This is a genomic window from Pantoea allii (genome assembly GCF_002307475.1).
GTDB classification, from domain to species: Bacteria; Pseudomonadota; Gammaproteobacteria; order Enterobacterales; family Enterobacteriaceae; genus Pantoea; species Pantoea allii.
This window is the reverse complement of record NZ_NTMH01000011.1, coordinates 295,174-310,833: the sequence shown is the minus strand read 5'-3', so window position 1 is coordinate 310,833 and position 15,660 is coordinate 295,174. Positions and strand designations below refer to the sequence as shown.

Sequence of the window (15,660 nt, the reverse complement as noted above, 5' to 3'; positions counted from 1 at the left end):
TATTTCATATACGCCATGTATCTTAAATCAAGCAGGTGATGCGTGCATGACTTACTGACCGTAAATCGATTAAAGGTGATTGTATGATGACTCGTGAGGCCGTATTTCCCGAAGGACGCAATGCGCTGTATGACATGCATGGGTATTCTGCTGCCATCCGCTCTGGTGACCTGCTGTTTGTCTCCGGCCAGGTCGGCAGCCGCACAGACGGCACGCCAGAGCCGGATTTTGCCACTCAGGTAGCGCTTGCCTTTGATAACCTGCGGCAAACCCTGGCGGCGGCGGGCTGCACATTGGACGATCTTATCGACGTCACCACCTTTCATACCGATCCTGAACATCAGTTTGAAACCATCATGCAGGTAAAGAATGCCCTGTTTCCTCAGGCACCTTATCCCAACTGGACGGCGGTCGGCGTGACCTGGCTGGCGGGGTTTGATTTTGAAATTAAGGTGATTGCGCGTATTCCCTGAACTATCCGTGGGCATAAAAAAACCGCAACCCGGTCGGGATTACGGTTTTTAAACGCGGGCGGCTCAGGCGTTAAAGCTCAAGCTCAATGTCGCCCTTTGCCTTACAGCAGCAGGGCAGAATCTCGCCTTGTTCAATGAAAGCCAGCGGCGTTTCCGCATAGTCGACCTCACCGCTCAGCAGCCGCATACGGCAGGAGCCGCAGTAGCCTTCGCGGCACTGGAATTCAACACACAGATTGTTGGCTTCCAGCATGGTCAGCAGGTTAGGGTGATCGTCTGCGCACTCCAGTCGGGTACCGGAGCTGCGCAGAATAACAACAGAACGGCTCATTATTACAGCTGGAAGTCGTCGAAGTCGTTTTCACCCACTTCGGAGTCAATCTGACCGACCAGGTAAGAGCTGACTTCCACTTCCTGCGGGGCCACCTGAACGTTGTCCGACACCAGCCAGGCGTTAATCCAGGGAATCGGGTTCGAGCGTGTTTCAAACGGCAGGTCGAGGCCAACTGCCTGCATACGAATATTGGTGATGTATTCAATATACTGGCACAGGATATCTTTGTTCAGGCCGATCATTGAGCCGCCGCTGAACAGGTATTCCGCCCACTCTTTTTCCTGCAACGCCGCTTTCTTAAACAGCTCAAAACACTCCTGACGACACTCAGCGGCAATCTCTTTCATTTCAGGATCGTCTTCGCCCGTGCGCAGCAGGTTCAGCATGTGCTGGGTGCCGGTCAGATGTAAGGCTTCATCGCGGGCAATCAGCTTGATGATTTTCGCATTCCCTTCCATCAGCTCACGCTCGGCGAACGCGAATGAACAGGCAAAGCTGACGTAGAAACGAATCGCTTCCAGCGCATTGACACTCATCAGGCAGATATAAAGCTGCTTTTTCAGCGCACGCAGGCTGACGGTAACGGACTTACCCGCGACCTGATGTGTGCCTTCACCTAACAGATGCCAGTAGCTGGTCATCTCAATCAGGTCATCGTAGTACTTCGAGATATCCTGAGCACGCGCCAGAATCTGCTGGTTGGTGACGATATCGTCAAACACCACAGCCGGATCGTTGACGATGTTGCGGATGATGTGCGTATAAGAGCGCGAGTGAATCGTCTCTGAGAACGCCCAGGTTTCGATCCAGGTTTCCAGTTCAGGAATGGAGATCAGCGGCAGGAGGGCCACGTTCGGGCTGCGTCCCTGAATCGAGTCCAGCAAGGTCTGATACTTCAGGTTGCTGATGAAAATGTGTTTTTCATGATCGGGCAGTGCCTGGTAGTCGATGCGGTCACGTGAAACATCAACCTCTTCAGGACGCCAGAAGAAGGAGAGCTGCTTTTCGATCAGTTTTTCAAAGATGTCGTATTTCTGCTGGTCAAAACGCGCCACGTTAACGGACTGACCGAAAAACATCGGCTCTTTCAACTGGTCATTTTTGTTCTGTGAAAAAGTGGAGTAAGCCATAAAAACTGTCCAAAGTAGACGAGGCTCAGCACCGGCCTCGCGGGAAAATGTGGGCGGGAAAGGCTTCCCGCCCGACCGTCAGATCTTACAGGCGCCGCTCTCGCAGCCATCATCCTGAATAGAAGGTGCCAGATCATCCTGTGCATCTTCCGCACCATCACGGGTGTTTTGATAATAGAGTGTCTTAACGCCAAACTTGTAGGCGGTCAGCAGATCTTTTAACAACTGCTTCATCGGCACTTTGCCGTTGGCAAAACGTGACGGATCGTAGTTGGTGTTAGACGAAATCGCCTGGTCGACGAATTTCTGCATCACGCCGACCAGTTGCAGGTAACCATCGTTCGACGGCATATCCCACAGCAGTTCGTACTGATCTTTAAGGCGCTCATACTCCGGCACAACCTGACGCAGGATACCGTCTTTGGATGCCTTGATGCTGATATGACCACGCGGTGGCTCAATACCATTGGTTGCGTTTGAAATCTGCGATGAGGTTTCAGACGGCATCAGCGCGGACAGCGTCGAGTTACGCAGACCGTGGGTTTTAATCTGCTCACGCAGGGTTTCCCAGTCCAGGTGCAGCGGCTCATTACAGATCGCATCCAGATCTTTCTTGTAGGTGTCGATCGGCAGCACGCCCTGCGCATAAGTGGTTTCATTGAACCACGGGCAGGCACCTTGCTCTTTCGCCAGCTCATTGGACGCTTTCAGCAGGTAGTACTGAATGGCTTCAAACGTTTTGTGCGTCAGACCATTGGCACTGCCGTCGGAGTAACGTACACCGTGTTTCGCCAGGTAGTAAGCAAAGTTAATTACGCCAATACCCAGCGTACGGCGACCCATTGCACCGCGTTGTGCGGCCGGGATAGGGTAGTCCTGATAATCGAGCAGGGCATCCAGTGCACGCACCGCGAGTGTTGCCAGCTCTTCCAGGTCGTCCAGGCTTTCGATGGCCCCCAGGTTAAAGGCCGACAGCGTACACAACGCGATTTCACCGTTGTCGTCGTTAACGTCGCTCATCGGTTTGGTTGGCAGCGCAATTTCCAGGCACAGATTAGACTGGCGCACGGGAGCGATGCTGGCGTCAAACGGGCTGTGCGTGTTGCAGTGATCGACGTTCTGGATGTAGATACGGCCCGTTGAGGCGCGTTCCTGCATCATCAGCGAGAACAGGTCAACCGCTTTGACACGCTGCTTACGAATGCTGCTGTCTTTTTCGTATTTGGTGTAGAGACGCTCAAATTCGTCCTGATCGGCAAAGAACGCATCATACAGGCCAGGCACGTCTGACGGGCTGAACAGCGTGATGTCTTCGCCTTTAAGCAGACGCTGGTACATCAGTTTGTTGAGCTGCACGCCATAGTCCATATGACGAACGCGGTTGCCTTCAACGCCACGGTTGTTCTTCAGAACTAACAGGCTTTCGACTTCCAGATGCCACATGGGATAGAACAGCGTGGCTGCACCACCACGGACGCCGCCCTGCGAACAGGATTTTACGGCGGTCTGGAAGTGTTTGTAGAACGGAATACAGCCGGTATGGAAGGCTTCACCGCCGCGGATAGGGCTACCCAACGCGCGGATACGGCCGGCGTTAATACCAATGCCCGCACGCTGAGAAACGTATTTCACAATCGCACTGGAAGTGGCATTGATGGAGTCCAGGCTGTCGCCGCACTCAATCAGCACACACGAGCTGAACTGACGCGTAGGCGTACGCACACCGGACATGATGGGCGTCGGCAGTGAGATTTTAAAGGTCGAGATCGCATCATAGAAACGCTTGATGTAATCCATGCGGGTCGCACGAGGATAAGCTGAGAACAGGCAGGCTGCGACCAGGATATACAGGAACTGTGCGCTTTCATAGATTTCACCGGATACACGGTTCTGAGCCAGATATTTGCCTTCTAACTGCTTCACCGCCGCGTAGGAAAAATTCATGTCACGCCAGTGGTCGAGAAAGCCGTCCATCTGCTCGAACTCTTCACGGCTGTAGTCTTCCAGCAGATGGCGGTCGTACTTACCCAGATCGACCATCTTAACAACCTGATCGTACAGGGCTGGGGGTTCAAACTGACCGTAAGCTTTCTTGCGCAGGTGGAAAATAGCCAGTCGCGCAGCCAGATACTGATAATCAGGGGCATCGCGAGAAATGAGGTCTGCAGCGGCCTTAATGATAGTTTCATGGATGTCAGACGTTTTGATGCCATCATAAAACTGAATGTGGGAACGCAGCTCTACCTGTGAAACCGACACATTGTTCAGCCCTTCGGCCGCCCAGTCGAGGACACGGTGAATTTTGTCGAGATCAATGCGCTCCTGGCGGCCATCGCGTTTAGTAACGAGCAGACTTTGGTTCATGTCGCGTTTTTACCTTTGCGTGAGTATCCAATAATTAAAAGAAATCCCGATTTATGCACAGCATATTCATTGTGAATAATGTTGTGGATAAACACTACATCTTGGGGTTGTCGAAGATATGTATAACAATATGGAGGCTTATTCTAGTATTTTGCTGGCGCTTAACAAGAGGAAAAAATGATGTCTACGGGGGTTGTATTTTCTAAGGGTTTTCTTAAGCCGCGTCTCGTAAGGCCGCAGGTCATGTCAACCATCCAGAGAAAATATTGCAATTTATGATCGACCGCTGATTTTTCAAACATTGCGCAAGTTTTTCAAACACCAGAAAGCAGGCATCAGCAAAATGTGCAAATGTCACGGCTCCGATGACACAGAACTGCCCCATGGGAAAATTAGCGCGAGCAGATGACAACAGGATGACAGCAGCGTGGGCAGAGCCGCACGCTGCGGCGGATCAGGCGTCGCCGTGGTGGGCGTGTATCATGTAGTTCACATCAACACCGTTACCCAGACGAAACTTATCGGTGATGGGGTTGTAGTGCAGGCCAATCATATTGCGCTCACGCAGTGGCGTTTCATCGACCCAGCCCAGCAGTTCGGAAGGGCGGATAAATTTTTTCACATCATGCGTGCCGCGCGGCACCATGCGCAGAACATACTCAGCGCCAAAAATAGCCATCAGCCAGGCTTTGGGATTACGGTTAATGGTAGAAAAGAACACCTCACCGCCGGGTTTCACCAGCTGCGCGCAGGCGTGCACCACCGAACGTGGATCGGGCACATGTTCCAGCATCTCCATGCAGGTCACCACATCGTATTCGCCCGCGTGTTGGCTGGCGTGCTCTTCCACCGTCTGCTGCACATAGCTGAGCGTGACGCCGCTTTCCAGCGCGTGCAGACGCGCGACTTCCAGCGGTTCAGCACCCATATCCAATCCGGTGACCACTGCGCCTTCCCGAGCCATGCTTTCGGCCAGGATACCGCCGCCACAGCCGACATCCAGCACCTTCTTGCCAAACAGCCCGTTGCTGTGTTGTGCAATATAGCCCAGCCGCAGAGGGTTAATACGGTGCAGCGGTTTAAATTCGCCCTCCAGATCCCACCAGCGCGAGGCAACGGCCTCAAACTTGGCAATTTCCTTATGGTCAACGTTCTGACCGCTTTCCTGTGAAGTTGAAATCATAACCTTGTTACTCCGGCTAATAGCGTTGATGGTTGGGAGTATACCTCAAGCTGAACCAGGCCGTAGGCTGAAGAGTCAGCAGTCATAGCCAAACCTGCCTTAAATCGAAAGGCACGATGACAAAAGAGAATGTTTCACTGGCAAGCCGTAAGGTGGGAGCAACCGAAATGTGATTATGTTATCAGCACTATCAGAATGATGACCGGAAGCTAAAGATGGCCTGATCGCAGGTGGCGTAAGGGTAAAACGGCGAGACAAAAAACGCGCTTACGTTATGTGTTTTCTGGTTAGTAACAAAGGGATTAAAGCCATAAAATAGGGAAAAGGTATCCACAAAAAACCAATCGCACGGCTTCTGTTCAGATAGTTAAGGCACCGCAAACTGCTGGAAATAAGAGGCATAATAAATGCAATGATCAGCAGGATTGAAAGGGAATCGTCCGCCAGAAAGGACAGGTAGAGCGAAAACCAGACTAGCTGGAAAACCAGGAAGATGAAGTATTCGAGTTTCGAATCTTTTTCTTCGTAATTCATGCTGAGTCTGAACCCTTTTTTTATGGTTTTAAAAATCAAGACCACCTCTTTTTTGGAACAAATATCAGGTTAACCAACCGGCTCAGTTGGCTTGCATCAGGGGCATGCAAGCAGTGAAGACATCTTATCTCAACGCGAAAACAGGCGTTCATTGAGCGTTTCAATACGCGGAATAATGTAATGAATTTATAGAGTAAGGGCCAGAAAGATATCCCGGTACTGAACGTCGTACACACACTTAGGGATTTTTCGTGGCTAAAACTCTTATGGCGGGTGCAGAGGCAATCAGGTGCTGATTAGGTTGTTTTATCCTGATTACTGAGGAGTGAGAGTAACCGCTGCTGATACCAGAACCCATTTGTGATCATGAATGCAAATTATGCGTTTCCTCTCCAGCCGGGTACCGCCTGTAAGGTGCATTTTCGTGTTGTACCTGTCTGGGTTAAATTTGTGCCAGTAAGGGATGAAAAACCTCGTGGTTGTCGTTGCTTTACTTTTCCCTCACGTGCGGCTCTATGATATACTTTCGCACCTTTAAAATCCGGGATTAGTAGAGGGATAGCGGCTCCATGAGCGACCTTGCGAGAGAAATTACACCGGTTAATATCGAAGAAGAGTTAAAAAATTCTTACCTCGATTACGCCATGTCGGTCATCGTTGGCCGAGCTTTACCCGATGTGCGTGATGGCCTGAAGCCAGTGCATCGCCGCGTACTTTTCGCGATGAGCGAACTGGGTAATGACTGGAACAAACCCTATAAAAAATCTGCCCGCGTCGTCGGTGACGTTATCGGTAAATATCACCCGCATGGTGATTCTGCCGTTTACGACACCATTGTACGTATGGCCCAGCCTTTCTCCCTGCGTTACATGCTGGTGGACGGTCAAGGCAACTTCGGCTCCATCGACGGCGACTCCGCTGCGGCGATGCGTTATACCGAAGTGCGCATGTCCAAAATCGCCCACGACCTGTTAGCTGACCTGGAAAAAGAGACCGTCGATTTCGTTCCGAACTACGACGGTACTGAGCAGATCCCTGAAGTTCTGCCCACCAAAATCCCTAACCTGCTGGTAAACGGCTCGTCCGGTATCGCAGTGGGTATGGCAACCAACATTCCGCCGCATAACCTGCGCGAAGTGATCAACGGCTGCCTCGCTTATATCGAAGATGAAAACATCAGCATTGAAGGGCTGATGGAACACATTCCGGGGCCTGACTTCCCGACAGCGGCAATCATCAATGGCCGCCGCGGCATTGAAGAAGCCTATCGCACTGGCCGTGGTAAGGTTTATATCCGTGCCCGTGGCGAAGTAGAAGTGGATGCCAAAACCGGGCGTGAAACGATCATCATTCATGAACTTCCGTATCAGGTGAACAAAGCTCGCCTGATCGAGAAAATCGCCGAGCTGGTGAAAGAAAAACGCGTCGAAGGGATCAGCGCCCTGCGTGATGAGTCCGATAAAGACGGCATGCGCATCGTCATTGAAATCAAACGCGATGCAGTCGGTGAAGTGGTCCTTAACAACCTCTATTCACTGACTCAACTGCAAACCTCTTTCGGCATCAACATGGTGGCACTGCATCAGGGCCAGCCGAAGATTATGGCGCTGAAGGAGATTCTTGAAGCCTTCGTTCGCCATCGTCGTGAAGTGGTGACGCGTCGTACTATTTTTGAACTGCGTAAGGCGCGCGATCGCGCACATATCCTTGAAGGCCTGGCGATTGCGCTGGCTAACATCGATCCGATCATCGAACTGATTCGCCGTGCACCGACGCCAGCGGAAGCCAAAGCGGGCCTGATTTCACAAGCGTGGGATCTGGGCAACGTGTCAGCCATGCTGGAGCGCGCAGGTGACGATGCAGCCCGCCCGGAGTGGCTGGAGGCGCAGTTTGGTATTCGTGACGGCCAGTATTACCTGACCGAGCAACAGGCTCAGGCCATTCTGGACTTACGTCTGCAGAAACTGACCGGTCTTGAGCATGAAAAGCTGCTGGATGAGTACAAACAGCTGCTGGATCAAATTGCCGAGTTACTGCACATCCTGGGAAGCTCAGAGCGCTTGATGGAAGTCATCCGCGAAGAGCTGGAACTGATGCGCGATCAGTTTGGTGATGAGCGCCGCACGGAAATCACCGCGAACAGTGCTGACATCAACATCGAAGACCTGATCAATCAGGAAGACGTGGTGGTTACGCTGTCGCATCAGGGGTATGTGAAATATCAGCCACTGACGGATTATGAAGCGCAGCGCCGTGGTGGCAAAGGCAAGTCAGCCGCACGCATTAAAGAAGAAGACTTTATCGATCGTCTGTTGGTGGCCAACACCCACGATACCATTCTGTGCTTCTCCAGCCGTGGCCGACTCTACTGGATGAAGGTCTACCAGTTGCCGGAAGCCAGCCGTGGTGCGCGTGGACGTCCCATCGTCAACCTGCTGCCGCTTGAAGCCAACGAACGTATCACGGCGATTCTGCCAGTGCGCGAATATACCGAAGGCTTCAACATCTTCATGGCAACCGCAAGCGGTACAGTGAAGAAAACAGGCCTGCAAGAGTTCAGCCGCCCACGCAGCGCCGGTATCATTGCCATTAACCTGCGCGATGATGATGAGCTGATTGGTGTCGCGCTGACCAACGGTAACGATGAAGCGATGTTGTTCTCAGCTGCCGGTAAAGTGGTGCGCTTCGCCGAATCTGCCGTGCGTGCCATGGGCCGTACCGCCTCGGGCGTTCGTGGTATCAAGCTGGCGCAGAACGATCGGGTGGTTTCACTCATCGTGCCGCGCGAAGAGGGCGCTATCCTGACGGTCACCCAGAACGGCTATGGTAAGCGTACAGCTAACAGCGAATACCCGACCAAGTCGCGTGCTACGCAGGGCGTTATCTCCATCAAAGTGACCGAGCGTAACGGTCCGGTGATTGGCGCAGTGCAGGTGGTCGACAGCGATCAGATCATGATGATCACCGATGCAGGCACCCTGGTGCGTACGCGGGTATCTGAAGTCAGCATCGTGGGCCGTAATACCCAGGGTGTGATTCTGATTCGTACTGCGGAAGACGAGAACGTGGTCGGACTGCAACGCGTTGCGGAGCCGGTGGAAGAAGAAGAGCTGGATTCTATCGACGGCAGCGTCGCGGAAGGGGATGAAGATATCGTGCCTGAAGTCGACAACGACGACGACGATGTCCCCGCAGCGGACGACGACGTGTAAGTCATCCAACGCACGTGAGTCATGAACGGCAGGTCAGGGGCAACCCGACCTGCCGTTTTTTTTGCGGTGGTGTGTTAGCAAGGATGATTTCCCGTAAGGTCAAACATTCCCAAACTGCGGTCGCGCTCCGCAGCCGACTGGCTTTTTTGCTGCGATAAAGCTAGTGTATGAGCATTAAAAATCCAACGATGCGACTAACCTTGCCACCTGCGAGTCACCTTTGAAATATCTAGTCTCTTTCCGCACGACGCTTCGCATTTCGCGCTATCTGTTTCGCGCGCTGGCGCTGCTAATCTGGTTACTGGGCGCGGTGCTGACCACCTTCTATATCATCAGCGTACTGCACGATAAAGAGAATAAGGTTCGTCAGGAATTCGCCAGCAACTACGGGACAATTGACTGGTACGTGCGCCACTCGGCGGGCATGATGCGTGAGCTCAAGTACATCGCTGAAAACCATTTAACCAGTGGCAGTAGCGGGGCCGATCCCTCAGGTCGGTTACCGGCCGGCAAAACCATTCAACCGCAGTTTACGCCACTGTATTCAGGCGACGACTGCGCCTCCATGAGCACCACCTGGCGCACCTCACTGGACTCACTTGGCAACTATATCAATTACTGGAAAAGCAACTTTGCCTCATCTTATGATTTGAGCCGGGTTTTCCTGATTAGTGGGGATAGTAAGTGCCTGGCGGATTTTGCTATCGGCAATAACGTCAGTCGCGATCGCAGTCTGAAACTGCTGCAAGAAAACCTGCAACGCTACCGCAACAGCTCGGAAGAGGACCGGCGCAATCCCGCTTACTGGGTAAACAGTAGCGCGCAGCCTGGCGTGGGTAGCTTCTCTGTTGTGATGCCGATATACGTTGCCGATAAGCTTCAGGCCTTGCTGGGGGTGGAACAAAACATTCAGCTTGAGGAGTTTATTCAGCCCGGTAGCCTGCCCGTAACAGCCACGATCACGGATGAAAACTATTATCCGCTCCTGACCTCGCGCCGGGGTGGTTTAGGTTTTTCACTAAATGAATTGCCCGATGACAAAACCTGGTTTGGCTATCTTGACGGTTATCGTCAACTGGTGCTGAAAAAACCGCTGCCGCCCTCGAATCTTAACGTGGTGTGGTCGGTATCGACCGATGTGCTGGTCGATCAGCTTAAGCTGATGATGATTAATGCCCTGTTGCTTAATATCCTGAGCGCGATTGTGCTGTTTACGCTGGCCTGGCTATTTGAGCGGCGCATGTTTCTGCCAGCGGAAGAAAATGCCCACCGGCTGGAAGAGCATGAGCAGTTTAACCGTAAAATTGTGGCCTCGGCCCCGGTCGGGATTTGTATTCTGCGCACCAGCGATGGCACCAACATTCTCAGTAATGAGCTGGCGCACAACTATCTCACGCTGCTGACGCAAGAAGATCGTAAGCGATTGAATGAGATTATCGGTGGTCAGCAGGTTAACTTTGTCGATGTGCTGACGGGCAGCAACACTAACCTGCAAATCAGCTTCGTGCATTCCCGCTATCGAAATGAGAACGTAGCCATCTGTGTGCTGGTGGACGTGTCCGCGCGTGTCCGTATGGAGCAATCGCTACAGGAAATGGCCCATGCTGCTGAACAGGCCAGCCAGTCGAAATCGATGTTCCTGGCGACGGTCAGCCACGAACTTCGTACGCCGCTGTATGGCATCATTGGCAACCTGGATCTGCTGCAGACGCGGCAGTTGCCGAGCGGGATAGCGTCGCTGGTCACCGCAATGAATAACTCCTCCAGCCTGCTGCTGAAAATCATCAGCGACATTCTCGATTTCTCCAAAATTGAGTCGGAGCAGCTGAAGATAGAACCGCGTCCTTTCTCGCCGCGAGAAGTGATTACCCACATTGTCGGTAACTACCTCTCCCTGGTGGTAAAGAAACGTCTGACGCTTTACTGCTATATCGAGCACGATGTGCCGCAGGCGCTTGATGGCGATCCACTGCGCCTGCAACAGGTGATTTCTAACCTGCTGAATAATGCCATTAAATTTACCCACACGGGCTGCATTATCCTGCATGCCTATGTCACACAAGGCTATCTGGCGTTCCGCACGCGGGATACCGGCGTCGGGATTCCGGCAAAAGAGTTAACCCGACTGTTCGATCCTTTTTTCCAGGTGGGTAATGGCGTACAGCGTAATTTCCAGGGCACCGGGCTGGGTTTAGCGATTTGCGAAAAGCTTATCAATATGATGGACGGTGATATTGAGGTTGAGTCTGAGCCAGGAATGGGAAGCCAGTTTATTGTGCGCATTCCCATCTATAACGGTAAGCAGCCATCAATCCCGCTGCTGGATGGGTTACAGGATAAGAAAATCTGGCTGGCGATGCGTAATGAATACCTGGCGCAGTATCTTGAGCGGTTGTTAAAGCAGCATGGTATTCAGGTCGCCGAATATCAGGCTGATCCCGGCAGTGATGATGTGGTGTTAACGGATTATTCGTTAGACGTTAGCTCTCCGGTTCGCGCAGTTATCACCGTTGACGGCTCACACGTGGACATGCCGCGTGAGCCCCAGGCCGGGCGCTGGATTCACAGCACCGCCACCCTGCATGAGCTGCCAACCCTGCTGGCGCGCATTTACCGCATTGCGGTTGAATCCGACGTGAACGATGCGTTGTCGCTGGCCAGTCCGGTGGAAGAGAAAATTCATAACGACGACATTATGGTGCTGATCGTTGACGATCATCCTATCAACCGTATGTTGCTGTCAGAGCAGCTTGGCACGCTGGGTTATCAGGTTAAAACGGCACAGGATGGCGTTGATGCGTTGAATGTCCTCAGCCGTAACAGCATTGATATAGTGCTGACTGATGTGAACATGCCGAATATGGATGGCTATCGCCTGACACAGCGGTTGCGTCAGCTTGGGCACGTATTCCCGGTGGTGGGCGTGACGGCGAATGCGCTGGCGGAAGAAAAACAACGTTGTATGGATGCCGGAATGGATAACTGTCTGTCGAAGCCAGTGACGTTAGACGTGCTGAAAACGACGCTGGGTATTTATGCGGAGCGGGTACGTAAAACGCGGGAAGGATAGCCGGGAAGAGAGGCGGTGCGTAAACGCACCGCCTGCAGACTTAATCTTTATCGATTTGGGTCGCACTGACCGATGACAGGTAGTTGAGCAGGGCGATATCGTTATCCACACCCAACTTCATCATGGCTGATTTTTTCTGGCTACTGATGGTTTTAATACTGCGGTTCAGCTTCTTGGCAATTTCTGTGACCAGGAAACCTTCAGCAAAGAGGCGCAATACTTCGCTCTCTTTTGGCGACAAACGTTTGTCGCCATAACCGCCCGCACTGATTTTCTCCAGCAGTTTAGCCACGCTTTCTGGCGTATATTTCTTGCCTTTCTGCAGGGCTGCCAGCGCTTTTGGCAGATCGGTTGGCGCACCCTGTTTCAGTACGATCCCTTCAATATCCAGATCCAGTACCGAGCTCAGAATCGCCGGGTTATTGTTCATGGTAAGAACAATAATGGACAGGTCGGGATAGTGACGTTTGATATATTTAATCAGCGTAATACCGTCACCATACTTTTCACCTGGCATGGAGAGGTCGGTGATCAGAACATTCGCATCAAGCTTGGACAGGTTGTTGATCAGCGCCGTTGAATCTTCAAATTCGCCTACAACGTTAACCCACTCAATTTGTTCCAGAGATTTTCGGATACCGAAAAGAACAATTGGGTGATCATCCGCAATAATTACATTCAAGTTATTCATCTTATTGGTTACCTTGCTGCAGCAGTTGATTGACATAAGCGTCAATATTACTGGTGGTATTTGTAATGTTTGAATCGTCACACACTTTAATGTGGTGTTCTAACTCTTCACAAAGCTGTTTGCCCGGTGTCAAATTGAGCATAGCAAACACGCCTTTAAGGCGATGAGCTGTCTGAGCAAGCGAGGCATAATCTGATATCGCTGACTCAGTATACAATCTCTTTACATCATCCGGTACTGTCTCAGTAAACAGCTGGAAATAGCCACCACTTAACAGTGGCGTGCTGGCGTCATCGTCGGTGTCATCCTCCATCACATCGTGGGACAATTGCTTCTCAATCAGTGCCAGTAATGCATCAAGTAGTGCATTGCTGAGATTGAAATTGACGCGATACTGTTGATCGTTTAAAGCATGATGGCCGGGTTCATCTTCCGCCAGCAATAAAGCCCAGCCACATAATTTGCTGGGGTCGTCAGTAATTTGTACATCATGATCCTGGCCTGAGATGCGTTCATCTGGCGTCAGGCAGCGTGCGCCCCAGTTCTCCAGATGGCGACAGACGATCTTGTGGACGTCTTCAACCGCGATCTCCACCAGGGCGGTAATCCCTTCGAGGATTTTCTCTTCATCCTCTTCGCGCTTTTCTTCAAGCGTAAGCGGAAGCTGAATATTATAGCGAGTGCCAATATCCGCTTTGGCGACGATTTCCAGACTGCCGCCCATCTGCTTACACAGCTGTTTACACAGGAAAAACGCCATCCCGGAAGCCTGACCATAACGATCCTGGCTGGTATCGCCCAGGAACGGGAAGTCGACATTCGCCAGTTCATCCACGGTGAGTCCGGCACCGGTGTCCACCAGCTCGATATAAAGGCGGTCGGGATGGTGCTCCGCCGTTTTCACTTCGAGCGTTATCTTGCCCCAGCGCGTCGTGATCAAGGCATAATGCATCAGCGTCGTCAGCACTTTGCGCAGGGCACGGCGATCGCCAAACCGCATTTCATCATTCGCCTGATGATTATTCACCACGAGCGATAATCCCTTGCGACGCAGCAGCGGCAGACTTTCCAGAGTGATCTCGTCCAGCAGTTCCTGCAGGTTAAACACCGAGGCATCCGGGGACCAGTCATGCGCTTCAAGGCGATTGAGCAGCACGATATCGTCAACCAGGCGGGCCAGTGACTGACTCTCATCCAGAATATCCAGCACGCTCTCGTCGTTCTCACGCTGGCTCAGGTGAACCAGCTGCGAAACGATCTTTTCCAGCGGCTGGTTTAACGCGTGACCAAGGTGATGGAGCAACTGCTGACGCATCTGGTGGTTACGATCTAACACCTGTTGCGCTTTCTGCAGCTTCTTATTCACCAGTAGCTCACGATCCTGATCGCGCATCATAAACAGCTGAGTATGCGGTGATAAGACGCTGCGCGCGTGGCGGATTTCATACACCTCATTGTTAATCGTGGCTTGCAGTACGCCCTGATGCTGATCGGACATATTGATGATCTTCTGCAAATTAAGGTGAGGCAAAAGATGCTCAGCGATTTTATTGCTTAATAAGGTGCGATTGCTGGCGAAGTCATAGACCAGCAAACCAACCGGTAAACTGGCGACAATCTCCTGATTGAGCACACGGAGCGAATCCAGCTCGGCGCTCTGGTTTTCACTCGGGCGCAGAGACTGTTGACGTAACAACAACATTCCGCCAAGTGACAGCAAGAACAGCACCAGGTTAATCAGCAACGGCCACATCAAATTATGCGCGCTGTCGAGCAACAGGCGTAAGAAGGGCACCTGATAGACCAGCTGTAACGATGTGCTCGGGAGCGTTGCGGCTATTTCGATATTGTGACTGACCAACGAAACCTGCGTGGTTTCGACATCTTCCTGGTTGCTGCTGGCGCTGTTATTCAGCGGAGCATCCTGACGCAGCTGGAAGTTTTCCACCGGCATATTGAGTGGAATCAAGTCATTAACAGGTAAATCAAATGCCACCACGGTGGCCAGATGGCCCGGCTGATTGAACGTCGTACGCAGGGTAAAATAGTGGTCATTCTGGAAAGCGAGATGACGCAGCGGTGAAAAGCTTTCACGCTCATCCAGCGCATTAGCCTGTTGCAGCATTTCTGCACGCCGTGCCTCAACCAGAGAACTGATGGCGTTCTCTTTGTAGCGCGTGGTCATGTCTTTCAGGGGCAGGGTGGAAATCATGATCAGGCTGTTGTCCTGACCATTTAAAAAATACATTGACCATGTCGGCGTTTCTGCACCCCATAACGTATCCAGGTAACTGGACATCCGCATCGACATATCCAGCGTGCTGCTGTCATGCGAACCGAAAATCAGCGCTTCGGTTTTGCGTCGGGTTTTTTCCAGATAGTAGACATCCGGACGCAGGCGCGTCTCTTGTAAATTCGTGGCGGGTGTCGATCCGGCGGCGCTGGTCGACAGGTTTTCATAGATCTGCCAGGTCACAAAGCGATAGGCATCAATGCGTTTTTGAATATCACGCGCCATATCCGCCATGGCATAACGTTTATCCGTCAACCAGGCATTGACGGAATTTTGCACCATAAAGCCCAGCGCCAGTAACAGCACCAGATTAAATACGATAAAAAAGCGAGTGACATTACCGGATGTCAGCGGAAACTTATACAACATAGCGCTC

General features: G+C 52.0%; 9 protein-coding genes. 3 read left to right on the top strand and 6 right to left on the bottom strand.

From position 1 onward, the window contains the following. Positions 1-83: 83 nt before the first annotated feature. Positions 84-473, top strand: a complete 390-nt coding sequence (locus CMR03_RS04250; RefSeq protein WP_096010874.1) for a RidA family protein — start codon at positions 84-86, stop codon at positions 471-473. Between the two features lie 70 nt (positions 474-543). Here CMR03_RS04250 and yfaE read toward each other — a convergent pair whose 3' ends face one another. The 4 genes from yfaE to ubiG all read right to left on the bottom strand — a co-directional run bounded on the left by yfaE (position 544) and on the right by ubiG (position 5,484). Next, entirely contained in the window at positions 544-804 is a 261-nt protein-coding gene (yfaE, locus tag CMR03_RS04245; protein ID WP_063880281.1) for a class I ribonucleotide reductase maintenance protein YfaE, read from the bottom strand. A gap of 2 nt (positions 805-806) precedes the next feature. After that, complete coding sequence (nrdB, locus tag CMR03_RS04240; RefSeq protein ID WP_063880280.1) at positions 807-1,937, bottom strand: class Ia ribonucleoside-diphosphate reductase subunit beta; 1,131 nt, start codon at positions 1,935-1,937, stop codon at positions 807-809. A 78-nt stretch (positions 1,938-2,015) separates the two neighbouring features. Continuing rightward, a complete protein-coding gene (gene nrdA / locus CMR03_RS04235) occupies positions 2,016-4,301 on the bottom strand; it encodes a class 1a ribonucleoside-diphosphate reductase subunit alpha (RefSeq protein ID WP_063880279.1) in 2,286 nt (761 codons plus the stop codon). A 454-nt stretch (positions 4,302-4,755) separates the two neighbouring features. Beyond that, positions 4,756-5,484, bottom strand: coding sequence for a bifunctional 2-polyprenyl-6-hydroxyphenol methylase/3-demethylubiquinol 3-O-methyltransferase UbiG (gene ubiG / locus CMR03_RS04230; RefSeq protein ID WP_063880278.1), 729 nt, complete (start codon positions 5,482-5,484; stop codon positions 4,756-4,758). 1,103 nt (positions 5,485-6,587) lie between these two features. Between ubiG and gyrA the strand changes: the two genes are divergently transcribed. Together gyrA and rcsC are read left to right on the top strand one after the other, a co-directional pair. Further along, the gene (gyrA, locus tag CMR03_RS04220) at positions 6,588-9,230 is read left to right on the top strand and encodes a DNA topoisomerase (ATP-hydrolyzing) subunit A (RefSeq protein ID WP_063880274.1); all 2,643 of its coding nucleotides are present in this window, start codon (positions 6,588-6,590) and stop codon (positions 9,228-9,230) included. A gap of 220 nt (positions 9,231-9,450) precedes the next feature. Further along, a complete protein-coding gene (rcsC, locus tag CMR03_RS04215) occupies positions 9,451-12,300 on the top strand; it encodes a two-component system sensor histidine kinase RcsC (protein WP_096010872.1) in 2,850 nt (949 codons plus the stop codon). Between the two features lie 40 nt (positions 12,301-12,340). Here rcsC and rcsB read toward each other — a convergent pair whose 3' ends face one another. Together rcsB and rcsD are read right to left on the bottom strand one after the other, a co-directional pair. Further along, a complete protein-coding gene (gene rcsB / locus CMR03_RS04210; RefSeq protein WP_014605387.1) occupies positions 12,341-12,991 on the bottom strand; it encodes a response regulator transcription factor RcsB in 651 nt (216 codons plus the stop codon). 1 nt (position 12,992) lies between these two features. Beyond that, positions 12,993-15,653 carry a phosphotransferase RcsD gene (gene rcsD, locus CMR03_RS04205; RefSeq protein ID WP_063880272.1) on the bottom strand — a complete coding sequence of 887 codons (2,661 nt, stop codon included), beginning with the start codon at positions 15,651-15,653 and terminating at the stop codon, positions 12,993-12,995. Between the last annotated feature and the right edge of the window lie 7 nt (positions 15,654-15,660).

Coding starts and splice junctions, on each gene's coding strand:
- CMR03_RS04250 (WP_096010874.1), top strand. CDS start 84: ATGATGACTCGTGAGGCCGTATTTCCCGAAGGACGCAATGCGCTGTAT.
- yfaE (WP_063880281.1), bottom strand. CDS start 804: ATGAGCCGTTCTGTTGTTATTCTGCGCAGCTCCGGTACCCGACTGGAG.
- nrdB (WP_063880280.1), bottom strand. CDS start 1,937: ATGGCTTACTCCACTTTTTCACAGAACAAAAATGACCAGTTGAAAGAG.
- nrdA (WP_063880279.1), bottom strand. CDS start 4,301: ATGAACCAAAGTCTGCTCGTTACTAAACGCGATGGCCGCCAGGAGCGC.
- ubiG (WP_063880278.1), bottom strand. CDS start 5,484: ATGATTTCAACTTCACAGGAAAGCGGTCAGAACGTTGACCATAAGGAA.
- gyrA (WP_063880274.1), top strand. CDS start 6,588: ATGAGCGACCTTGCGAGAGAAATTACACCGGTTAATATCGAAGAAGAG.
- rcsB (WP_014605387.1), bottom strand. CDS start 12,991: ATGAATAACTTGAATGTAATTATTGCGGATGATCACCCAATTGTTCTT.
- rcsD (WP_063880272.1), bottom strand. CDS start 15,653: ATGTTGTATAAGTTTCCGCTGACATCCGGTAATGTCACTCGCTTTTTT.